The organism is Motiliproteus sp. MSK22-1 (genome assembly GCF_001968815.1).
Classification (GTDB): Bacteria; Pseudomonadota; Gammaproteobacteria; order Pseudomonadales; family Balneatricaceae; genus Motiliproteus.
Genome location: NZ_MIEQ01000092.1, coordinates 1 through 23,135 on the forward strand (window position 1 = coordinate 1; position 23,135 = coordinate 23,135).

21 protein-coding genes are annotated in these 23,135 nt (G+C 47.1%); 9 read left to right on the top strand and 12 right to left on the bottom strand.

What is annotated here, in order from left to right:
* Window positions 1–15: 15 nt before the first annotated feature.
* From BGP75_RS23030 to BGP75_RS23040, 3 genes are all read left to right on the top strand, one after another.
* Window positions 16–135, top strand: coding sequence for a hypothetical protein (locus BGP75_RS23030; protein WP_304441985.1), 120 nt, complete (start codon window positions 16–18; stop codon window positions 133–135).
* 1 nt (window position 136) lies between these two features.
* Window positions 137–925 carry an ABC transporter ATP-binding protein gene (locus BGP75_RS23035; protein WP_083705002.1) on the top strand — a complete coding sequence of 263 codons (789 nt, stop codon included), beginning with the start codon at window positions 137–139 and terminating at the stop codon, window positions 923–925.
* Between the two features lie 158 nt (window positions 926–1,083).
* Window positions 1,084–1,743 (top strand): CBS and ACT domain-containing protein, encoded by a 660-nt coding sequence (locus BGP75_RS23040; protein WP_076721274.1) that lies wholly within the window; start codon window positions 1,084–1,086, stop codon window positions 1,741–1,743.
* Here BGP75_RS23040 and BGP75_RS23045 read toward each other — a convergent pair.
* The 4 genes from BGP75_RS23045 to BGP75_RS23060 all read right to left on the bottom strand — a co-directional run bounded on the left by BGP75_RS23045 (window position 1,732) and on the right by BGP75_RS23060 (window position 6,295).
* Window positions 1,732–2,403, bottom strand: a complete 672-nt coding sequence (locus tag BGP75_RS23045; RefSeq protein WP_076721275.1) for a nucleotidyltransferase family protein — start codon at window positions 2,401–2,403, stop codon at window positions 1,732–1,734. The two genes, BGP75_RS23040 and BGP75_RS23045, sit on opposite strands and share 12 nt — an antisense overlap.
* 24 nt (window positions 2,404–2,427) lie before the next feature.
* Window positions 2,428–3,498: an XdhC family protein gene (locus tag BGP75_RS23050; protein ID WP_076721276.1), complete on the bottom strand. Its 1,071-nt coding sequence runs from the start codon at window positions 3,496–3,498 to the stop codon at window positions 2,428–2,430.
* Between the two features lie 90 nt (window positions 3,499–3,588).
* Window positions 3,589–5,826: a xanthine dehydrogenase family protein molybdopterin-binding subunit gene (locus tag BGP75_RS23055; protein WP_233153013.1), complete on the bottom strand. Its 2,238-nt coding sequence runs from the start codon at window positions 5,824–5,826 to the stop codon at window positions 3,589–3,591.
* 10 nt (window positions 5,827–5,836) lie between these two features.
* Complete coding sequence (locus tag BGP75_RS23060) at window positions 5,837–6,295, bottom strand: (2Fe-2S)-binding protein (RefSeq protein ID WP_076721277.1); 459 nt, start codon at window positions 6,293–6,295, stop codon at window positions 5,837–5,839.
* A gap of 349 nt (window positions 6,296–6,644) precedes the next feature.
* Between BGP75_RS23060 and BGP75_RS23065 the strand changes: the two genes are divergently transcribed.
* On the top strand, window positions 6,645–7,526 hold the full coding sequence (locus tag BGP75_RS23065; RefSeq protein WP_076721278.1) for an AraC family transcriptional regulator: 882 nt from the start codon (window positions 6,645–6,647) through the stop codon (window positions 7,524–7,526).
* A 73-nt stretch (window positions 7,527–7,599) separates the two neighbouring features.
* On the opposite strand, the gene BGP75_RS23070 is transcribed toward BGP75_RS23065, so the two are convergent.
* The gene (locus tag BGP75_RS23070; protein WP_076721279.1) at window positions 7,600–9,432 is read right to left on the bottom strand and encodes a bifunctional diguanylate cyclase/phosphodiesterase; all 1,833 of its coding nucleotides are present in this window, start codon (window positions 9,430–9,432) and stop codon (window positions 7,600–7,602) included.
* 198 nt (window positions 9,433–9,630) lie between these two features.
* Window positions 9,631–10,527 carry a type 1 glutamine amidotransferase gene (locus BGP75_RS23075; RefSeq protein ID WP_198939520.1) on the bottom strand — a complete coding sequence of 299 codons (897 nt, stop codon included), beginning with the start codon at window positions 10,525–10,527 and terminating at the stop codon, window positions 9,631–9,633.
* A gap of 650 nt (window positions 10,528–11,177) precedes the next feature.
* Here BGP75_RS23075 and BGP75_RS23080 point away from each other — a divergent pair.
* The 4 genes from BGP75_RS23080 to BGP75_RS23095 all read left to right on the top strand — a co-directional run bounded on the left by BGP75_RS23080 (window position 11,178) and on the right by BGP75_RS23095 (window position 15,262).
* Window positions 11,178–12,239, top strand: coding sequence for an extracellular solute-binding protein (locus tag BGP75_RS23080; protein WP_076721354.1), 1,062 nt, complete (start codon window positions 11,178–11,180; stop codon window positions 12,237–12,239).
* Window positions 12,240–12,405: 166 nt separating this feature from the next.
* Entirely contained in the window at window positions 12,406–13,527 is a 1,122-nt protein-coding gene (locus BGP75_RS23085) for an ABC transporter ATP-binding protein (RefSeq protein ID WP_076721280.1), read from the top strand.
* 6 nt (window positions 13,528–13,533) lie between these two features.
* On the top strand, window positions 13,534–14,397 hold the full coding sequence (locus BGP75_RS23090) for an ABC transporter permease (protein ID WP_076721281.1): 864 nt from the start codon (window positions 13,534–13,536) through the stop codon (window positions 14,395–14,397).
* A gap of 10 nt (window positions 14,398–14,407) precedes the next feature.
* The gene (locus BGP75_RS23095; RefSeq protein ID WP_076721282.1) at window positions 14,408–15,262 is read left to right on the top strand and encodes an ABC transporter permease; all 855 of its coding nucleotides are present in this window, start codon (window positions 14,408–14,410) and stop codon (window positions 15,260–15,262) included.
* 315 nt (window positions 15,263–15,577) lie between these two features.
* Here the strand turns inward: BGP75_RS23095 and BGP75_RS23100 are convergent, their stop codons facing one another.
* Both BGP75_RS23100 and BGP75_RS23105 read right to left on the bottom strand, forming a co-directional pair.
* Window positions 15,578–15,784: a cold-shock protein gene (locus tag BGP75_RS23100; RefSeq protein WP_076721283.1), complete on the bottom strand. Its 207-nt coding sequence runs from the start codon at window positions 15,782–15,784 to the stop codon at window positions 15,578–15,580.
* A gap of 720 nt (window positions 15,785–16,504) precedes the next feature.
* On the bottom strand, window positions 16,505–17,434 hold the full coding sequence (locus BGP75_RS23105; protein WP_076721284.1) for an exopolyphosphatase: 930 nt from the start codon (window positions 17,432–17,434) through the stop codon (window positions 16,505–16,507).
* Window positions 17,435–18,002: 568 nt separating this feature from the next.
* Here BGP75_RS23105 and BGP75_RS23110 point away from each other — a divergent pair.
* Window positions 18,003–18,824, top strand: coding sequence for an endonuclease/exonuclease/phosphatase family protein (locus tag BGP75_RS23110; RefSeq protein WP_076721285.1), 822 nt, complete (start codon window positions 18,003–18,005; stop codon window positions 18,822–18,824).
* A gap of 158 nt (window positions 18,825–18,982) precedes the next feature.
* On the opposite strand, the gene BGP75_RS23115 is transcribed toward BGP75_RS23110, so the two are convergent.
* From BGP75_RS23115 to BGP75_RS23130, 4 genes are all read right to left on the bottom strand, one after another.
* Window positions 18,983–19,726 (bottom strand): MipA/OmpV family protein, encoded by a 744-nt coding sequence (locus tag BGP75_RS23115; protein ID WP_076721286.1) that lies wholly within the window; start codon window positions 19,724–19,726, stop codon window positions 18,983–18,985.
* A 120-nt stretch (window positions 19,727–19,846) separates the two neighbouring features.
* Window positions 19,847–20,263, bottom strand: a complete 417-nt coding sequence (locus BGP75_RS23120) for a hypothetical protein (protein ID WP_198939522.1) — start codon at window positions 20,261–20,263, stop codon at window positions 19,847–19,849.
* A gap of 183 nt (window positions 20,264–20,446) precedes the next feature.
* Window positions 20,447–22,048, bottom strand: a complete 1,602-nt coding sequence (locus BGP75_RS23125) for a HAMP domain-containing histidine kinase (protein WP_076721287.1) — start codon at window positions 22,046–22,048, stop codon at window positions 20,447–20,449.
* Window positions 22,041–22,820: a response regulator gene (locus BGP75_RS23130; RefSeq protein WP_304441984.1), complete on the bottom strand. Its 780-nt coding sequence runs from the start codon at window positions 22,818–22,820 to the stop codon at window positions 22,041–22,043. Before BGP75_RS23130 ends, BGP75_RS23125 begins: the two co-directional genes overlap by 8 nt.
* Between the last annotated feature and the right edge of the window lie 315 nt (window positions 22,821–23,135).

Below are 23,135 nucleotides of genomic sequence, written 5' to 3' on the forward strand. Positions count from 1 at the left end.
AACATGGGGCTGGTGATGCAGATCTCGGATCGGGTACTGGTGCTGGGCTTTGGTTGTCTGCTGGCCGAAGGCACCCCGGAAGCGGTGCAGAACAACCCTGAAGTGATCAAGGCCTATCTGGGTGAGGAAGTCTGATATGACCACAGAGCATCAAGCGAATCCTGACGTGATTGCTGAAAACCGAGCCCAGCCGCCGATCAGCCCCGCGACAGAGCCTTCGTTAAAAGTGACCGGGCTGAGCAGCCATTATGGACCGATTCAGGCCATTGCCGATATCAGCCTGGACGTCTATCCCGGTGAACTGGTGACGATAGTGGGGGCCAACGGTGCCGGAAAAACCACGTTGCTACACACCCTGTCCGGTGTTCAGAAGGCCACCGCAGGCTCGGTTATCTTTGAAGGGCAGGATATTACCAACCGGGCTGCCCACCGTATTACCGCTGAGGGGATCTGTCACTCTCCTGAAGGACGTCAGGTGTTTGCGCCCCTCAGTGTTGAAGACAACCTGCGACTGGGAGCATTTGCCCGCAGGGCCGATAAGGCTCAGCTGGAGGCGGAGATTGAGGGGATCTATGCGCTGTTTCCGGTGTTAAAAGAGAAACGGCAGTTAGCGGCCGGTACCCTTTCGGGGGGCCAGCAACAGATGCTGGCGATTGGCCGGGCGATGATGGGACAGCCGAAATTACTGTTACTGGATGAACCCTCGATGGGACTGTCACCGTTGCTGGTGGGGGAGATCTTTCGGGTGATTCAGGATCTGAACAGTCAGGGCGTGACCATTCTGCTGGTGGAGCAAAATGCCCGGGCGGCGCTACAGATCGCGGATCGGGGCTATGTGTTGGAATCCGGGCGGGTGGCGATCTCGGCGCCGGCCAGAGAGCTGCTGGAAGATGAGTCGGTGCGTAAAGCCTATCTGGGTCATTAAAAGAGAGCCGTTAAAAGAGGGTCAGTAAGAGCAGGGACCTGGAAGCACAGTGTATCTATTGGGCATTTATTCCAGCCGATGCCGTCAATAGCTTCCTGTCGGCTGGCCGATGGCAGCTTCAATACAGCAAAAGAATAAAAGACCAGAGGAACCAAGCAATGTATGTAGAAACCATAATGACCTCTGAAGTACTGATGGTCGAAGAAGACACCAAGATGAGTCATTTGGCCGGATTGATGCAGGCCAAACGGATACGGCATATGCCGGTGGTGAACGGAGCCGGGGAGCTGCAAGGCATCCTGTCTCACCGGGATGTGCAAAAAGCCTCACCCTCGGATATCACCACCCTGTCGGCAGGGGAGGTGAACTACCTGCTGGCGAAACTGACGGCCAAGGACATCATGCATCGCAAAGTGATCAGTTGCGCGCCGGATACGCTGGTGGAAGATGCGGCCTGCCTGATGCGGGAGAAAACCATCGGTTGCTTGCCGGTGGTAAAAGACGGCAAGCTTGAGGGGATCATCACCAGTGTTGATCTGCTGGACTTTTTTCTGGATATCACCGGTTGTCGTGAAGCCGGGGCGGCCCGGGTGGTGGTGCGACTGGAGGATCAAAAAGGGGTGCTGTCAAAGCTGCTGGCCTGTTTGGATGATCTGGGAGGCTATGTGGTGAGTGTGATGACACCGCAGCATCAGGAGCATGATGATGCCGGTATACGTAACGCCATTATTCGTTATAAGGCCGACAATCCGCAGCAGGTCAACGAGCAGTTAAAGGAGCGAGGCTATCAGTTGTTGAGTGAAGTGTTACCCTGCTGATCTCTTCAGCCATTTTTGAAGATCTTCGCGACAGTCAATATCAATCGCCGCTGCAGGCATGGGATACTCAATAACCTCAGGGGCGTTACTGTCGGGACAGTCGTTATCTGAATGGCTTCGATATAATAAGGATTTAGCACCCTGATCGCCGGTTAACGCCTGTAGCCTGGAGAAGCTGTTAGCTCCAAAGATGGCGGGAACACCACGCTTGTTTTGATAATAGCCACAGACAATATTGCTCCCGTTAAATCTGGTTATCAACTGCTGAAGCTCTGCTACTTCAAGGGCTATCTGGTCTGCCAGCAGAATCAGTACACCACTATAGTCTGGGGCCAAGCGGGAGACCCCCTGAGCGATCGAACTGCCCAGGCCATTAATCCAATCGATATGCTTTATTAAAGTAGCGTTTTGTATATCTGCGTTAATCCTGGCTGCAGAGATAGCGGAATGCCAGGCTCCTGTGACGACATAGACTTGATCGGGGCTGAGCTGATTAGCTTTATCTATACAGTGCTGTAATAAGGGTTTTCCTTCGATAATGGTCAGTTGCTTACAACTGCCGAAGCGGGATGCCTGCCCTGCAGCCATGATCATTACCGCTATTTGATTTGACTTTTTTACTGAAGTCACCCGCATCTGTTTCACCATATCCTGGGCCATGATATTCCAATACTACAACGAAGACTAAGCTGCCAGGTCTTTGTCTGGTGCTTTATCTGGGATGCAGGATGTTGTGCTACCAAGGATTCCGCTCAGAGAATGACCTGAGTGTCTTCTTAAGCTGGCATGACATTCTGCCAGAATTGACAGAGCGATACTCTCTGGAAGCTCTGCACCAATATCCAGTCCTGCTGGGCCTGCGATCGCTGTCTTTAACGGTTGCCCTGTTAGTTTGGCCTCTGTCAAAACCCGATCCCGACGACTTTCAGGACCTAATATTGCGAGATATTTCAGGGTATTGTCCTGTAAAGACTTTAGTGCCGATGCATCCAGCAAAATGTTGTGGGTCATCAGAACGGCTGCGTCGACAGCCTGGGTCCTGGCAAAAAGGGACAATTCTTCAACTGAACAATCTGGAATCCTGTCAGCGTCCATAAAGAACTCCCGACGGGCATTAGCAGGTCGTGGATCCCAAAGACTGACCTTCCAGCCCAGCTGGTGGGCAATGGAAACCAGTGGCCGTGCATCAATACCACCACCGACTACCAGCAAATGGGGGTCGGGTACAATGGGTGTTACCAGCCATTGCTGATCGCCTTCCTCTAGCAGTGTGGCTTTTGCCGGAGCCGGTATCGATGAGAGCTGTTCGGATGCGACAAACCGAGCCTCAACTGTGCCATCTTTATCTGCAATACGCTGATAAAAATAACCACACCTGCGCTCGCTGAGCAACTGATGTAATTGATCCAATCGCAGGAACTGATTGTCACTACGGATCGGTTGCAGAAGAATATGTACAGTTCCGCCGCAGCCAATACCCAGTTGAAATGACAGATCATCTTCGTCACTGCCATCGTAGCATAGCGTTAGCGCCTTTCCGCTTTGCATGACGCGTCTGGCGTGTTGCTGGATATCAGACTCCAGACAACCGCCACTGAGCATTCCAAACTGTTGACCAAGACTGTTAAACAACATCATAGCACCGGGTTTGCGGTAACAGGGCCCCTCGGTTTTATATACAGTCCCCAGTACCCATTCACTTTCATCACGATGCTGATGCCACTGTGCAAGAAGATGAGATAACTGATTTGCCATGTCTGCTTCCTCAAAAAGTCGAGTGGAATAACAAGTGCAACAGAGAACAGGGGCAATAGGGTGTGCCCCCGTTTCCAGCTAAGTCCGCAATCAGGACAGTTTCAATGGCAACTTGTTGAAGTGCTGCCCGGTCAGGTCTGTCAGAGCATTTGCAACCGCTGGTGCAATGGGAGGAGTACCTGGCTCTCCTACTCCAGTCGGTGGCTCGGCAGAGGCGACGATATGCACTTCTATCTCGGGCATCTGTGTTATTCGTAGTACCTGATAATCATGAAAGTTTGATTGCTTAACCTGACCGGATTCATCCAGCGTAATTTCACTCATTAGAGCAGGGGATAAGCCGAAGCCTATACCGCCTTCCATCTGCGCTCGGATAATATCGGGGTTTATCGCAATACCGCAGTCCACTGCACAGACTACTCTTTCCACCTTGAAGTTTCCGTCTGCCTGTAGCGATACTTCTGCTACCTGGGCTACGTATGTATTAAATGACTTATGTACGGCGACACCCCGCCCCCAGCCCTTTGGCAGCGGGGTGCCCCAGTTTGCCTTTTTGGCGACAAGTTCCAAAACGCCCCGATGGCGAGGATGTTGTTTCAATAGCTTGAGACGAAAATCAACGGGGTCCTGTGCTGATGCTCTGGCCAGTCGGTCGATAAACACCTCTGTAGAGAAAGCAGTATGTGAGTGGCCGACAGAACGCCACCATTGAATAGGGACCTGAAGGTCAACGGTATGCAAGTCAACGTGAAAATTGGGAATCTGGTAGGGTAGGTTGTAAGCTCCTTCTACTGAGGTCGCATCAACACCATCTTTTACCATAAAGGCTTCGAATGCCGTACCTTTTGCAATAGACTGGCCGACTATCCGCTGATCCCAGGCAATCAGGTTGCCGCTATCGTCGAGCCCCGCACGGATTTTATGGAAATTCATCGGCCGGTAATAGCCTCCACGGGTATCGTCTTCTCGCGTCCATACCAGCTTTATTGGAGTACCTGTAACGGCTTTGGCGATGTAAGCTGCTTCCAGTACATAGTCGGATTGGGGGTTGGCACGGCGACCGAAGCTACCTCCGGCATAGAGCATGTTTATTTTGACCTGTTCTGGAGCGATGCCCAATGCGTTGGCTACGGCACCTTGATCCATCGATTGAACTTGCTCTCCATTCCATATTTCACATCCCTGTTCATTGACCCGTGCGACGCAGTTCATAGGCTCCATGGCTGAGTGCGCCAGGTAGGGAAATTCATAGCTGGCTTCGATCAGTGTCGCCGCATTAGCAAGGCTGGCATTAATATCACCATCGCTACGTGCACTGATACCGGGTTCTTCAGCCAACCTCTTAAATTGATCCATCAAGGCTTTTGAATCCTGTTTGATGGCTTGGCTTTCGTCCCAGTCAAGCACCAATAGATCACGGCCCTGCTTCGCACTCCAGAAATCTTTTGCCAGTACGGCTACACCACTGGGAATCTTAACAACGTTTACAACACCCTTAACTGTGCGCGCTTTACTGTCATCAAAACTGCGTAGCCTGCCACCGAACCGAGGAGGATGAGCGACTAATGTCGTGAGTAGACCCTCCATTTTTACGTCTTGTGTATAAATGGCCGAGCCGTTGGTCTTACCTCGGTCTTTGCGTGGAAGTGAGCGACCAATAAGTACAAAGTCCTTGGGGTCTTTCAATTGTATTGAATCTGTTTCCGGGATGGGTTGCTGGGCTGCCAGCTCGGCCAGTTCGCCAAATCGGGCACTGTAGCCCTTTTGGTCATGACTGACGACGCCTTTTTTTACACTGATCTCTGCCGCTGGAACCTGCCATTTGATTGCAGCAGCTGCCACCAGCATTGTTTTCGCGGTAGCGCCAGCGATACGCATCTGTTCAAAAGAATTTGCAATGGCTGAGCTGCCTCCTGTCCCTTGAGCGCCCCAGTGCAGATTTTTATAGCGTGCTGTATCAGCGGGTGCTCCTTCGGGCTGGATCTGATTCCAATCAGCATCCAGTTCTTCGGCTATCAGTGTTGATAGACCGGTAAATGTTCCCTGACCCATCTCCAGATGTTTCATTACCAAAATAACTTTGTCGTCACTGCTAATGCGGATAAAGGCGTTAGGAGCGAAACTGCCATCCTTCCCCGTGTTCTCTAATCTGTTGCGACCTGAGTCTGAACCTTGAGCCAGGACAGGAGGTATGTTTACAGCTATGGTTAAGCCGGTGCCCACTCCAGTCATTAGTTTCAGGAAGTCACGTCGATTGCTAAGCGTTACTGATTCCTGACTTGTCTGGTTATCAGTTGCTGCTGTAAAAGAAGATCTGGTGTACATCATGCGCTTATCCTCAAGTCAGTTGTGTAGCCGCTTGTTTAATGGCTTTACGAATCCGTACGTAAGTCGCGCAGCGACAGATATTCCCTGCCATGGCAGTGTTAATTTCCTCATCGGTAGGATCAGTGTTCTGTTCCAGCAGGGCGGTAGCTGACATAATTTGCCCCGATTGACAGTAGCCGCATTGAGCGACTTCCAATTCTGTCCATGCCTGTTGAATGGCTTTTGCTGCAGGTGAGTTAACACCTTCGATTGTGGTGATTGACTTGCCTGCCGCTGCTGACAGTGGGGTTACACAGGATCGGATTGGCTGCCCATCAAGATGTACCGTACATGAACCACAGAGTGACATCCCACAGCCAAACTTAGTCCCGGTCATCTGAATGTGGTCGCGAATCACCCAAAGCAGAGGTGTGTCAGGTGTGGCGTCGATGGGGTGGTCAACACCGTTGACCTTAATTGTGACTGGCATAGCTCTCTCCTGATAGTAATCCCTGAACTATTTATTGCTGGATGTTTATTACGAACAACCTGTTGCTGTTTGGTTGTCTTTTAAAAGTGGGCTCAATAACGAACTGAGTACCGGTTGCTGCTGTCAATTACTGGTGTTCTTTACTATGGCTCCAGATAGGGATAAATGGTTATCACGATCTTCCAAACTATTTGCACAATAATCCAAAGTTGCTTCTGGCTTGTGGAGTTATGGTTTGCTCAAGTGCCATAATTCTTTCCAGGGTTATAGTGTAGCCGTAGAGCCTTAAATCAGTATTTTCAAAACCTGATCAGCATTGTTGTTTTAATAAAGAAGTGGGAGAAACGGAGTGGAAAGTAACTTTGAACTGGCTTCAACCATTGCTCGGTTTACTGATCAGGAAGGCCTAAATCCAACCAGGATAAATGGTTTGATGCTCTATCGTTCAGACACTGTGCAACCGCGGACTCCGGTGATCTATGAGCCTGCTGTCTGCCTGGTTGCTCAAGGGCGTAAACAAATACACTTCGGTGAAAATTCTCGTAATTATGATCCCTGCAATTATCTGATTAACTCCCTAACCATGCCTATAGAAGCGGAAGTGCTGGATGCTAGTCCGGAAAAACCCTATTTGGGTTTAAGTCTTGCGGTGGATCGTTCAGTTGTCAGTCAGTTAATTATGGATATGGATCGGGTTGATGTGAAAGCAGACCATCCTGAAGTTCAGGATATTATTAGAGCGACTGCTATTACGGATCGATTACAACAGTGTTTTGTCCGATTGATTGAGTGTCTGGAACAGCCTATGGATCGAAGTATTCTTGGGGCAAGTCTGCAACGGGAAATTTTCTATGAAGTTTTAAAGGGACCTCAGGGGCCACTGCTTCGCAACTGTGTTGCCAATCATGCAGGTGCTAATCGCATAGCCGGGGTCGTGCATTACATCGAACAGCACTACCAGAAGCCGCTGGATATCGAGTCAATTTCCAAGTATGCAGGCATGAGTTCTTCATCATTGCATGAGCATTTTAAACAAGTCACTTCCATGTCTCCGATGCAGTTTGTTAAAAGTTTACGGTTGCACCGGGCACGTAGCCTGTTATTGAATGGCAACCAGGCTAGCGAAGCTTCTTATAGTGTCGGCTACAGCAGTCCATCTCAGTTTAGCCGCGAGTTCAAGCGCTTTTTTGGCGACACACCTCGTGAAGTCCAGGCAGCGGTGGCGAGGTAATTTCCAAACATCCTGGTGGTCGATGGTTTGACTATTATTGCTGGTGACAGTCACTGGTTGTTATTGATGATCGTCACTGATTGTTATTGGTGACGATCAGAGACAGTTCCTGAGGTTGCTGGCGGGCCAATAAGTGCTGATACGTCTCCCAGTCTGTTGGTTTGTGTAGCAGGTAACCCTGGGCTAGATGGCAATGGCGTGCGGACAGATATTCCAGCTGTTGCTGAGTTTCGACACCTTCAGCGACAACCGTCAGGCTGTACATTTCAGCCAGCGACAGGATTATATCAACTAACCGATTCTCTTTGCTGTTATCAACGTTGGAAATAAAGCTACGATCAATTTTTAATTTATCGATGGGATAGTGAATCAATTGATTAAAGGCGGTATAACCGGTTCCAAAATCATCCAACGCCAGGCTGATGCCAAGATCCTTTAACGCTCTAAGGTGCGTGATACTGGAATCATCGGCGTTCACTAAGCTGGTTTCAGTCAGTTCCAGCTCTATTTGAGAGGCTGCAATTCCATGCCGCTGCAGGCAGCCATCAAACCATTGTACAAATTGAAAATTAAGCAGCTCAATGGCAGAGATGTTGATCGACAGTGTTTGGATCTTCCTCTGCTCCTCAGTCAAGGTTGAAAATTGACTTAATGCTTGTTCTATAACCCAATAGTCGATGTCTCGAATCAATCCGTACTCTTCAGCAATAGGGATAAATTGATCAGGACCGATATTTGCCATACCAGAGTGAGTACAACGAATTAAAACCTCTGCACCGACATAGCTATCAGTGGCTATATCATACATTGGCATGAAAACCAGTTTGAATTGGTTGTCTAGTATCGCTTCCCGAAGGGTGCTTTCTATATGGGTTTTGGTTTCTGCCTGCTGGTGTATCTTATCGGTAAAAAACTGGAAGCGATTTTTACCCAGGGACTTGGCTTCACGCATGGCGGCATTGGCGTGATTGAGCAACACTTCTGAAGAGTCGCCGTGGTTTGGAAAAATAGCAATCCCGACACTGGCCTGTATTTGAATTACGGAACCACTTTCCGTCAGCAATGTTGATAGCCTGGCCATCAAATCCTGAACAATAGACTGGGCTTCAAAGTCTGAGAGATCTGCGATAGCGAGAACAAATTCATCAGCTGAGGGGCGAGATAATATCCATTGATTTCCCGCTGACGGCTCTAGCTGGTGAGGTTCTATCGTGTCCACGATAGTGCGGCTGACAGCTACCAGCACCTGATTACCAATACTATGACCAAAGCAATCATTAACCCGCTTGAAATTATCCAGGTCAATTGCAAATACTGCCAGACTTTGATTTCGTTTAATTAACGTTGGTATCTTTGATGTGAGCCATTGTATAAGTCCCCGGTGGTTTAATGTCTCTGTCAGAAAGTCTTCCGACAGCAGTTTCTCAAGTCGCTGTTGTTGAGATACCAAAGTGACAGTGAGAGAAGCAACCAGTACTACGGTAATAAACAGTCCCAAAAAGAACTTGGCAGCGAGCATTCCTCCCAGATGCTCTGCCGCAGCAAGAACACCAAAAACGGATAGTAATATACTGTATATACAGGCCCTGCGGACAGGATGAACGATGAACAAACCCGCAATGGCTGGATATAGAAACAGTACGCCACGCACCCCTATTTGATGGCAGGCAATGAGTAAGGTGACGCTTAGCGAAAGTAGAAACGACTTCGCGATGATTTTATTTGGTTTGTCTTGTAATGCCTGAGCTAAAGAAACAGCTAACAAAATTGCACATACTGCGGTGCCAATGCCAATGTATGTACTCTCAGTCAGTAGATGATGTAACGCATAAACCACTAGTGGTATTAGCACTACGGTATGAAAAATGATTCTGACTTGCTTTGAAAAAGTATCTGCGTAGAGCATCTGCCGGGTTCCTATGATTGGCAGAACAAGAAGAGAGTAATGCCATAGAAGCAGCCTACAGGAAGCGCTAGCTTTACAACGGTCTTGGGTAACACTAGCAGGGTATTGCTAAAGATACCCAATTAGATCGGGTAGATTTTTGATTGGAGAGCATGGCTCGCAGAGCCTGAGTGTTTGATAAAAGGCATAGAGCTTGCGTCAGAGTGCATTCAGTTTCCTGTTCTGTCGATTCTTCTGGTCCATGGATGGTAATACCAGATGATTAATCCAGTTTTTGATTTCTTGTTGGCGTATGTCAGTGTTGGTGAGGTCGGGACTGATACCAAGACGCCAGGCGATATCTTTGCGTGATGCATCCCGGTGTAGCTTTTCCAGTTCTTTTACAAACACATCTGCGCTTTCTTCAGAGTCAAAAAAGCCTCTTTTTGTATGAGCCTCCCGGCGACAGTGGCAGAGTGTGGCAAGTTCATGCAAATCATATTCGGGGTGATATTGGACTGCCCAGAAAACCCCTCCCTGATATGTAACGCTAACTGCCTGAATTTTAGAGTGATCGTTACCTGCCAATACCTGAGCGCCTGGGGGTAAGTGAGTTATTTCATCACAATGACTGATAAAGCCATCAAATACGCTTTTCTTGTCCTGAAACAGAGGGTGACTTCTGCCTTCCTGTGTCAAAGCTATGGATCGGGCTATACCGAATTCCATGCCAGCGGGGTGGGCAGCACAGCTCCCCCCGGCAGCGGTGACCGCTAACTGTGCTGCCCAGCAACTACCAAATTGGGGTATCCGTGATTTGAATAAGGTTTGTGCCAGATCTATCTGTTGGGAAACTTCAGGAACATCCTGGTAGATCGTCAGGTTTGACCCAGTCCAGACGATCCCATCGTATTGAGAAAGCACCTGCTCGCTTGGCAGGGAGGCTGGATTGTCTGCGCCGAACAGGATATCGATCCGACTTCCTGGTGCACACTGCTGAAGCACTTTTTTATAGAGCTCTCCTGCTACACTCGCTCCACCGGCCTGAAGTTCTTCGCGAGCTGGTTCTGGATAGCCATCAATGACTAGAAAAACTGGACTTTTATCCGTCAACACAGAGTCTCCAGGCAGGTTTTAAATTCAATTTCTTTGGTTCTGGCCAATCCGGCCTGTTTTGATCTGTGTAGCTAAAGCTTGTTTGCCACTCTAATCCGGTACTCTGAGCCGATACTAGGGCAGCATTGGTTTTTTCGTTATATCCATTTTATACCAATTGATAAGTCCAATTTGTCTGTGTTGTGATATATCAGCTTTGCTGAGAAAGCAGTTATTTTTCTATTGACATTTCTAAATGATACTTGCTAGTTTGAAATAAGGCTTGCTTCGCATTAGATGTGTCTAATGTTCTATGAGATCCACAATCAAACACCTGTGGTAAGGCTGCTGTCTTCATTTTTACGTAAATTAAATCATAGTTAACAATGCTTTATCTCAGTTTTGAGATAAAGCAGGCAGTTGCTCTGTGTTGGTTTTTACGTTGTATTTTAATGTTCGAAAATATTCGTAAAAGAATATTTCATGTTTGGCTTTGCGGTGACAAGACTGTATTTGTAGTGACAAGACTGTAGATGTTGTATTCATAAATATGAAATATTGAACACATATAGTGTGGCGGGGCGACATCGATATCGCATTAAAGAACAGTTCTGATGGGTTCACAATCACCAATAACGATACACTGGAGCATAATAACAATGAAGAAACCGATGAATAAGACAGCCTTAACTGTGCTTGCGGGAACATTGGCGCTGGTCGCCTTACCGTTGAAAGCAGAGACCCTGAGATTGATGACATGGGGAGGGTATGCTCCAGATAATGTTGTCGAAATGTTTGAAAAGGAAACCGGCATTAAGGTTAAGGTGACCAAGTCGAATAATGAAGGAATGATTTCCAAGCTACGAGCAACTCGTGGTGCAGGTTTTGATTTAGTTCAACCCAGTCAGGATCGAATTGTGAGTGCCCAGGCCGATTTTAATATCTACAAGCCTATTGATCTGTCGCAGATTGACACCACTCAGATGGTGGGATCAATGCTGGAAGCCACCAAGAAGAGTACTACCCACGAAGGGAAGGTATACGGAGTTCCACATGTCTGGGGTACAAGCGGGCTTGTGGTAAATCGTGATATGGCGAGTAACGTCAGGGACTATACCGATCTTTGTGGTGCTGATGTAGCGGGAAAGGTTTCATACCGACTGAAACGTCCTACCTTGATAGGTTTTGCTTTTGCAATGGGTGAAGATCCATTCGCGGCCTACGGCGATAAAGAAAAGTACAGCCGGATTATGGATAAAGTAGAGAAGAAGCTGATCAGCTGTAAAGCCAACGTGAAAACTTACTGGAGTGGTGGTGATGCCTTGATCAACCTGGTTCGTTCCGGAGAAGTTCATGCAGCCATGGCGTGGGATGCCGGCGGTTGGAAAATAAATAATGAAAACAAATCTGTCACCTTTGTTGCTCCTCGCTCCGGTGCTCTGGGTTGGATCGATACATTTGCCTTGCCACGTAAAACTAAAAACGAAGCCGCTGCATACAAATGGATTAACTTTGTAATGCAACCGAAGGTAGCAGCGATGATTACCGAGTCTGCCGGTAACTTTACAGCATCCAAGGGGGCTGATAACTATGTTAATGATACGCTTAAAGCTCAGTATCAGGAGAGTTTTCCTTCGGCTGATGTAGATAATATTAAGTGGTATCCACCGGTTCCAGCAGGCCTGGAAGAAATAGAAGGTAAAGTATTGGATCGTGTAAAATCAGCAGGATAATCGCTGCAATAACAGATCAAGTTACAAGGAAGTAACATTCCCGCGTCTGAAAGCGGGGGATGAATAGGGGGAATAAAATCCTTTAACAATTTATTTGCCCTTGATTGTCTCGCGACTTCCTTTGGTTTTTTGCCAGTATCTTTTGCATGTATTTTCAGGGCCAGTTATGACCACCAGCTCCCCTATCGATCTCATTGATCTTGAGTGTCGGCAGATAAGAAAAACTTTCGACCGCTATTTTACAGCGGTGGATGATGTGTCTTTCAGTATTCCCAGGGGATCATTTTTCTCTATTCTGGGTCCTTCTGGCTGTGGAAAAACAACCCTTCTCCGTATGCTCGCAGGTTTTGAACAGCCGACCAGTGGTGAAATATTTATCAAAGGAAAATCGGTCACTCGTACACCGCCAAACAAAAGACCTGTAAACATGGTATTCCAGCATCTGGCGCTTTTTCCGACGATGACCGTCGCGGAAAATATTGCCTACGGACTGCGTCGGCGCCGGGTGGGGAAGAGTGAAATAGCTGACCGCGTCAAGAGTGTTTTGAAACGGGTGGGATTACCTGATTCTGGGTATAAGAAAATTGATCAGCTGTCAGGAGGACAGAAGCAACGAATAGCGATTGCACGTTGTCTGGTTTTAAATCCAGATGTTTTACTGTTAGATGAGCCTCTTGGCGCTCTCGATCTAAAACTCCGGGAGCATATGAAAGTTGAGTTAAAGCAGTTGCAGGAGGAGTTTGGGACGACCTTTGTGTACATCACCCATGATCAATCTGAAGCTTTGGTTATGTCAGATCAGGTCGCCGTGATGAATAATGGGGTTTTTGAACAGCAAGGGGCTCCCCGGGATCTTTACTATCAGCCGCAAACTGCGTTTGTGGCGGGTTTTGTTGGAGAAAGTAATCGCTGGTTGGGAAAAGTAACCAGTACCAATCATGCAGGGATTGAGCTGATGACCGACTCGGGGCTCAAGCTAAGCGGACAATTCGGAGCAGAGCAGTCACTGGTTGTCGGAGATCGGGTGGAGGTCTTTGTTCGCCCTGAGGCTATTAGTCTTAGCCGGGGAGGCGGTGATTCCAAAGGACAGAACAGACTACGGTGTGATGTCGGTAATGTGCTCTTTGATGGGGCTAAGAGTCAGGTGCTTGTCGTTGATCCTGTGACCGATGGTGAAATAACGGTCAGTCTTCCACAGACGGCAGATTTTGCCAGTTTAATCCGTGGTGAACCGCTGGCGCTGGCCTGGACTGCTGAACAAACCCGATGTTTTCGTGCTGAGGGGTAGGCTGTTATGAGAACTTCGGGTGGATTTCGCTTAGGTCTGATGTTGCTGCTAAGTCCAATGTTGCTGTGGTTGTTGCTGTTGATCATTCTGCCCCATATAAATATGGGGATTATTTCACTGAGTGAACGTGTTTCGTCTAACAACTATGTATTTAGTCTGAATAACTATGAAGAATTCTTTGCTGAATCTTTGTATTGGAACACATTCTTGCGTACTGCATTAATGAGTATTCTAGCCACCATTCTGACTCTGTTGATAGCCTTTCCTGTTTCTTACTATATTGCCAAAATGCTCAAGGGGCGCTCTAAGGGATTGGTGTTTGCACTTTGTTTGATACCTTTCTGGGTTAGCGAGTTAGTACGTACTTATGGATGGATGATCTTGTTAAGAGAGTCAGGAGTTTTTAGTAATTTCCTTCAGTGGCTTGGATTGGCGGATGGTCCAGTAGAGTTCCTTTATAATGATATAGCCATTATGGTCGGTCTGGTTTATACCTCTATGCTGTTCATGGTTGTACCTTTGGTGACCACTCTGGATAGTTTGGATAACAGCTATATTGAAGCAGGATACGACCTGGGCGGTAATGGCTTCACTGTGATGCGCGAAATAGTTATTCCTCATGCGACTCCTGGAATTGTATCCGGGTGTATTGTTGTATTTATGTTGACGCTGGGCAATTACCTGACTCCGGCGTTACTGGGGGGCAAGGATAGCCTCTGGTTTACCGAACAGATCTTTACACAGTTTATTACTCGTTTTAACTGGGAGCAGGGATCTGCTTTTGGAATACTGTTGCTGGTTTTATCTTCGTTGATTGTCTGGCTTGGTTTGAAAGTGACCCGCCAGTCCTTCACTCGCGTTATGTCCTGAGGTACTGGCTATGATTCCGTCAATTCCCCAGAGTCGCCGTTTTCGCATAACCTACAATGCTTATGTGGTGTTGTTTTTTCTTTATCTTGCTGCTCCTCTGGTGGTGGTCGGGACCTTTGCCTTTAATGATAGTTTGTTTCCATCATTACCTTGGAATGGGGGGACGCTGGATTGGTTTCTGGGTGAGCAGGGGCCTAAGCTTGGGCTGTTTCACGATGAAGAGTTGTTAGAAAGTGTTGGTATCAGTCTGGTGGTCGCGACCTTTACTACGGTTTTGGCGCTGGCTTTAGCCTGCTGTAATGCTTTTTTATTTGAGCGGGAGAGTTTTCCGGGTAAAAATTTGCTGTATATCCTGATGTTGATGCCTCTGGTTATTCCCGGGGTCATTCTTGGTGTTTCAATACTGGTATTTTCAAGCAGCATTGCCAACTGGTTTGAGCTTCAGCTCGGCTGGGATCTGGAATTTCTGCTCCCAGGGACGACTTTGGTGATCATCGGTCAATTCGCATTTATCAGCACCATCTGTACGCTGATTGTTTCTGCCCGGTTACGTAAGTTTGATCAGAGCCTGGAAGAGGCTGCATTAAATTTAGGTGCTTCAAAACTTGAAGCTATCTACACTGTTACGCTGCCCTATCTGAAACCTGCCTTAATTGGTGCGGGCATTGTGAGTTTTCTGATGTCATTTGAAAACTTTAATACCACGTTGATGTTAGTTGGATCAGATGCGCCTCTGACTATTGCTATGTTTGATCGTCTGCGTGAAGGGGCAACACCTGTATTGAACGCAGTATCACTGATGTTGATGCTGGTGTCTTCAGTACTTGCGATAATTAGTCTGATTGTTCAGGGGAGCAAAAGATGAAATGGCTTTAATGACCGCTGAATTCAATTGTTGATTCCAAACCTCTGAAAGCTGCTTGAACAGAAATACAGGGTAACGTTTCGTCGTTTACAGCAGCAAGAAGCGTTAGGTGAGTCGGTGCTCTTACCTGCTGCGAAGACAAGATAATATTATTGTGGTCGGAAGGAGGGGGTTGGTTAGCTGCCGCGGATGGCTTTATTTCAGCACGGACACACAAGCAAAAAAAAGCAAGCCTTGAAGGCTTGCTTTTTTTTGCCCTCTTTAAGAGGGAAGGCTTGAAACGCGTACGCCGCAAGCCCTAAGTCAATCGAGCAATTAGATAGCTACGATGTTCTCAGCTTGAGGACCTTTTTGGCCTTGAGTTACGGTGAACTCAACTTTCTGACCTTCAGTCAGAGTTTTGAAGCCAGAACCAGAAATAGCGCTGAAGTGAGCAAAAACGTCAGGACCAGATTCCTGCTCGATGAAACCAAAACCTTTAGATTCGTTGAACCACTTAACGGTACCAGTAGTAGTAGACATAGTCATATCCTATTAATTCAAGAGTAATTAAAGCCTTCTAGGAAGGCAATTTGGCTGGAAGTGGTGCTGTTACTTATGAAGAACAGGACGAAGTACTGAAAAACAGGACATCGAAAATCTGTGCATAAATATAAGACGTACTTTCAAGCTGCAGGAATTATATACAGCTTTCGATCGGAGTCCAACCAAAATACGAGATAGTGTTACCGAAAAAGTAAAAATTCAGTAAAAAAGTGTGTTTGCCTTACGAAAATGACCCGGTGAATCGCGATTGCTACTGAAATTGTTCGATTTTTTATCGGTTCTGAGTTGCTGGAATCTGATAGGAGTCGAGCTGAAACAGGGGGTTTTAAATAACATTGTCAGAGTTTTTGATGGGGCATTGGTTCCCTGGCCTGAGTATTAATTGAGTTGCTTTTATCTGACGGAGTATTGCTTGGCTATCACAGCCTCGGGTTTGAAGTGTGTTTTTACATGCTTGTGAGAATACTGTAGAAGGTAGGGCTGTCAATGTCAGCTATAGATTGGTTTATAGCGGGGGATGTTTGTGTCATCGGCTGTACAAAGAAGATGGTGGCCAGGGTTGCCTGACCACCGCTCACTTTTCAACACAAAGTGTCGCACTTGTTATCTGAAATTACGGCTGCCTGATAGTATTTGAAGCTGATCTCATTGGATCTTATGAAGCTTACCTAATCGGATCTATATAGCAGACAGGATCTAGCCGTCTGCATTGATCTGAGTAATCAGCTCCTTCAGTACTGCTTCCGCCTGGTCGTTTGCTACCTGGCAGGTGCCCGCTGCGTGATGGCCTCCGCCTCCATGTTTTAGCATTAGTTCACCAATGTTGGTTTTTGAACTGCGGTCAAATATGGATTTGCCGGTAGCGAACACCGTGTTCTGTTGCTTAAGCCCCCAGAGTACGTGAATGGATATGTTGCACTCTGGATAAAGGGCATAGATCATGAAGCGATTGCCTGCCCAGATTGTCTCCTCATTACGTAAGTCCAGAACTACCAGATTACCGTGAACCGTTGAACAACGTTGAATCTGTTCTTTAAACTTGCTCTCCTGCTCAAAATACAGCTCAACTCGTTCTTTGACATCAGGTAATGCGAGTATCTGTTCGATCGTATGGTCCTTGCAATACTCGATCAGGTCCATCATCAATGCATAGTTGGAGATTCTAAACTCTCGGAAGCGCCCGAGGCCGGTGCGTGCGTCCATAAGGAAGTTCAGAAGTACCCAGTTTTCGGCATTGAGTACTTCTTCCTGACTGAATTGGGCAGAATCGCCCTTATCAACCGCCTCCATCATTTCATCCCAGGCTGCTGGGAAAGCTTTATGACCACCGTAATGCTGCCATACTACCCGCGCTGCTGAAGGGGCATCAGGGTCAATTACATGGTTGTCTGCTTTTTCATTGCGGATTGTTTCAGAGAGGTGATGATCAAAAGACAGATACACTCCCGGGACATAGGGCAGGTTGGTAGTGATATCACGATCGCTTATGTCAACCTTACGATCCTGCATATCCTTGGGGTGAACAAACTTGATATCGTCAATTAGGTCCAGATGCTTAAGCAACACTGCACACACGAGACCGTCAAAGTCACTTCGAGTAACGAGTCGATATTTTTCACTTGCCATCAGAGCACTTCCTTAAGATTGTACTTTCCTGAAAAAATACCACAGCTGGCAAGGACTCTAAAGTGTTTATCAGCGATAGAAAGCCAACTTCCCGGGTATGAATTGATGCATGGCAAGCGGATTCATTGTTAATAAGGAGCCGCTATCCTAATCAACAGCCATTATTTAAAAAACTGATCCTGCGGGGTAGCAAACAGTGGTAACAGTCAGTCAGAAAGTTGCCGCATGTCTATGGCAGGGTGATGCGTTTAAAACCTCTACCCAGACTCTTTAGCTTTGTTACAATGCGAAATCCGCTTCACTATCACTCGGGGGATTATATAAACTCGGTGCAGTGTATCGCTGTGATACCCGGGTAAAGATATAGTAGGCGCGATAGGTCGAACTTAAGGAGCAGTGAAAAGGAATAACTTCGCGACAAAAAATTATAAAAAGAACTTGTCGACACAAGCAGTACTGGCTAAATCCAGTGACTACTTCCGCAATATTCTCCTGGCACACACGGGAATTGGTAGCGGCTGCTAGATTGCATGCGGCGAGTCAATGAGCAGGAACTAAGGAGAAGTAGATGAGACGTGCATTCACCCTAATCACTTTACTTATGATAGCCGCTAACGTGCAAGCGCTCACGGTGATGTCTATCAATACTGAATGGTTCTGGGATGAGGAAAAACCCCATGAAGGAACTCAGCCTTTCGGTCCTAAGGGGAAGCCGCCTTCCACCAAGCAGGTAGAGTTAAAAGCTCTCGCTCTCGCCCAAATCATTAATCAGAATAAAGCAGATATTGTCGGCCTGGCAGAAGTGGAGGGACGGGCTGTCGTCAAGCGGATCATTCCGTATCTGGATGGTGAATGGAATATCGCCTTTAGACAAGGCAGAGACAGCAAGACTGGGCAGGATGTTGCGCTGATAACCAAGCTTGATCTGATAGCCGGTACCGTCACAAATTTCCCAGATGCCAAGGGGGTCTATAAGGGAAGGCAGGCACGCCCGACTAAGGTACTGGGGGTTGGATTGCGCCAAAATGGACAAAAGTACTTTGTGGTAATGACCCATTTTATCTCCAAGCACGATAAAAATGATAAAAAAAGATCCGCTCAGGCTAATGCCGTTGCTCGAGCTGTAGTAAAGCAGGCCCGGTCTTACGATCATATGATTGTCATGGGGGATATGAATGACACACCGAACTCCGTGACCTTAAGACAGATCAGATCGGCGGGGCTGACTTTAATCTCTGGGGAGGACGATTACTCTTACGTCTATAAGGGTAAAAAGGAGTTGATAGATCATGTACTGGTAAGTAAATCGCTGGCAGAGGGTGCAAGCTTTAAGTCCGTTGATCTGGGCCCTATCAGTGATCATCATGCTGTGGTCGCAACGTTGAAATAATGACAGTGTTTAATGGTTGTAAAGCGGAGGTTCTTATACGCATAGAGGCCTGGATTATTGTTTTATACAACAGTCCCTGCCCCTATGTGTTGGCTGTTGGGAGGATTTTCTCGATCCAGCGTTTTTTGAACTTACCGCAAGACTGGTTGAGCCCGGTGTTAAAAACTATAGGTCACGCCCAGCATCATCATCCAGGTGTTATCTCTGTTTACGATCGATGAATCTTTAATCTCACTGCTCAGCCAAGTGTAGTTTGCAGTGTGGATCAGCTGCCAGTTTTCATCTAAAGGCACCAGTAATTCGTACCCTATATAGGGGTTGACAGCGGCATCTGCCTTATAGGCCGCTCTGTTGGCTGTCGCTTCATTATTGCGAACGCCAAAATAGTAATCTGAGTAATCCTTACTTAAATAGTTAATGCCCACAGCTGGAGAAAACTCAGCGTAATCTCCGAATGACAGCAGATGACTATAACTGAAATCCGCAACGAAGCCTTTATGGCTACCGGATATATCATGTAGCCAAGCTGCGTTCAACGTTCCATTGCCGAGTTGATAGCTGATACTTAAGCCCAGGTCGATACTGGTATCTCGTTCGGCCATACCGGTAAAAAACGTTGAATCACCGCTGTCAAAACCACTACCCGTTGAGGTTAATGTTGCATATAAATTGATAGGAGATTCGTCGTCGCCTATTATTCGATAGTTCAAGCCCTCCGTTCCTATGCTGAAGTCCTCACCCTGATATTCAGCAATCAGAAAAGCAGCATTGTCATCCTTAAAGTCTTTGTAAGGTGACTCAAACGTGACTGCCCCAAGACCAAGACTGACATCTCCAGCCTGAGCTAACATTCCATTTGAAATCAAAGCGATGGCAGTGGCTGTAAGTAATACGTTCTTCATTAGATTAACCTTGTTAAACAAAATTCAGATAAGTTTGAAAGTGTGTGTTATTAAGTTTGAGCGTGTGTTGTTATAGGGGAACTATGGATCAGTTTCCTGGCCTTTAATCGGGCTGCTGGTCTAGCCGACTACTCGGTGACCTCGTTGCTGCATGCATTCGATAAGGATTTCTTTTCGTTCCTGGCGAGTGTCCCAGGCGCGGCCCCCTGCTCCGATTGCTGCGGTTAACAGTCCAGCTCCGACGGCCCCTTCCCAACCATCCTCCAGGCCACCAATGACTGCTCCAACACCCGCACCTAGCAGAGCTTCTGATTTAACATCGTCATTCAGGTAGTCACGCTGTTCTGCCAGTGCGCTGCAGGTGGCCAGGTCTTCTGTGTAAACAACATTTTTAGGTCCATCAACAATGGGTTGATACTGCGCAGCGGTGGAACCGCAAGCGCTGAGAAGCGCACAGCAACACAGCAAAGCAGTGATGTCACCTATATTGTGCAGGGAGTGATTGGATTGCATGATCAGCTTATGAATAAGTCCCATGGCTTTCGTCCTTTGCGATTGATGATGGGGCTAGAATAACTGGCTGAAGGTAAAGGTTCTGTGACTGAGGTGTATCTGAATGTATCGATTTGTTGCGACAGAAAATGACTTTGTTTTAAGGTGTTTATTTAACCAGCTGGCAAAGCCCCATGGTGAAAATACAGGGGCTTAATCAGAGAAGGGTTAGGGGAGAGAAATGGTGAAGCGTGCGCCACCTAGCGGGGATTCTCCCGACTCTATCGTTCCCGAATGAGACTCGATAATTTTTCGAGTGATAGCCAATCCTAAGCCGTACCCACCGGATTGCTTGTCGCGGCTTTCTTCAATGCGGGAAAACACTTCAAATATCCGTTGTCGATGTTCAACAGGAACTCCCGGGCCATCGTCGTCAACATGAATAACCAGAGAAAATGCGGAGCTGGGGTCTTTAACCGGTTCGACACGTATTTCATGGTGGGCATAGCGGCTGGCATTTCGCAGTAGATTTTGTAGTGCCCGAACCATGTCTCGTGAACGCATCAAATGGTAATCATGCTCTGTAATTCCCTTTGCGTTCAGAGTGATATCAGTATCACCGGCATAGCCTTTGGCATGTTCAATCAGTTTGTTGAACCAGGACAGCAGAGGAATGTTTTCTGGCTCGGCTAATGGAGCACTGCTTTCGAAACGAGCATAAACCAACAACTCATCAACCAGAGAATCAAGTTCGTCCACATCACTGTTAAGGCTGTCGAGAAAACGGCTGCGATCTTCTGCGTTGTCTGCGTCATCAAGCATTTCAATCCCAAAACGCATACGAGCAATTGGAGTACGTAATTCGTGGGATACGGCGTTGGTGAGCTCACGATGGCCGTTGATTAACTGGGATATTTGAATGGCCATGGTATTAAACTGTGATGCCAGTCCGCCAAGGGCTGAGTGGCGGCGGATACCGGCTCGAGCGGACAGGTCGCCAAGTCCGAATGCGTCGGCGGCACGACTGAGTTCACGAATGGATTTCCATAATGGAATAACCCATAAAAGGATTGCAATAGCTAATAAGGCTACCAGAATGAAGATGACAATGCTGTTTAACTTGGCCGTAGAAATAGGCAAAGGGATTGGACCGGCGGTAAGGATTATGTCGGTGTCGAATAAACGTTTATGGATCTTCCAGTCATGACTTTCTCTATCGACATAAAGGATTTTTCCAGCTAGCAGCCACTCTAATTGCTCAGTATTAAACAGTGACGGATCCAAATCCTGTAGCTCCAGAGGAAAGCCAAATCTAGGTCTCAATTCGGCGATAGTTAACGGCCATTGGCTTTGGGGTTGCTGCTTTAATTGTTGCTCAATCAGGTAGTAGGTTCCCTGAGATTCACGGTGAGCGGTTTCTGCTGTTGAGTCGCCGAAACTAATGGTTAAAACCCTATTGGTATCCTGATAGCGTCGATAATAAATTTCTGATTCCTGAATAATCTGAGTAACTGTTTGGCCATTCATGAGTTGCTGCCAGCTGTCATCATCCAGCCGGCTTGTCTCACGGCTCATCAGCGTAATCTGGTAACCGAAATGAGGTTGTATTTCAGCAATCGCGTTATCTTCCTGTACTATGTTGCTGCCTGCCGGACCCGCGATAGATTCGATCGAATCTTCAAGCAGCTCGAAGGTACCCTGGGAAACACGGGTATCAAATTCTGAGATTTCCTTGTTCAACAGTTTTTCCGGCAGGTATTCGACACCTGAGAGAACGGCAATACTGAACAATATAAGGATCAGATAGAGAGGGAAAAAAAGTCTAAACATGGTTATTCCAGGCATCCGCTACAAAAAGATAACCTTTGTTCCACACAGTTTTGATACGCTGTGGTTGGTGGGCATCATCTCCTAACTTCTGGCGTAATCTTGATATGCGGATATCGACCCAGCGATCGATGCCATCATAATCTATGCCTCGAAGAGCTTTTAATATTTGCTCACGGCTCTGCACTTCGCCTGCTCGAGCGGCTAAAAAACAGAGCAATTCAAATTCATTCGTGGTTAATTCGATTTCTTTTTTCATCAGCTCTACCTGGCGTGATGCACAATTGATTTGCAATGTGCCAAAATTGAGTCGCTGCTTAGCCTCCTGACTGGCAGGTTGATGATTACCGGCCCTGCGTAGTAAGGCATTAATGCGGGCAAGCAGGAGTCTTGGATGGACCGGTTTGGTGATGTAGTCGTCAGCACCTATTTCCAATCCAAAAATCTGGTCAATTTCTTCATCTCTGGCCGTTAACATCAGGACGGGGCCCTGATAACCGGATTGAATCTGCTTGCAGACTTCAATACCATCCAGGCCTGGTAGCATCAGATCAAGTATTACCAAGTCTGGTTGTTCTTCTAAAATACGTTTTACCGCAGTATCGCCACGGGGCTCATGATCGACCTGAAAACCTCGTTGCTGTAAATATTCCTGTGTGAGTTGCGCAAGTCTCCAGTCATCTTCAACAACCAGGAGATGTTGTCCGTTATGCTCTGTCGCCATTGTTCTTTTCTCTAGCTCACTGTTAGTCAGGTAATGCCAAAAAAGTGCCATCGTCGTACCCCAATGCGTCACTGAAAAGGGAACTGACCGTTGTCTATTAATCATAGTCTGGTGATTCTGACAAACTTGGACCCAGAATCATTATCGACTGATGCGTGAAGCGGTTCTAGCAGTAACAGGTATCAAAAATGTATCGATATGTACGGACTTTAAATATGGGGACTGAAATTTATGCTAAGCGGCTATTACTGCCGCTGGAAGCAAAGGCGTTGAAATAAAACCTATCACTCATAGGCTATAGTAAACGTGATATTGTCAGCGAGAGCTGGATAGCTGAATTCAAGGAGAGTTTTAGCGTAATGTTTT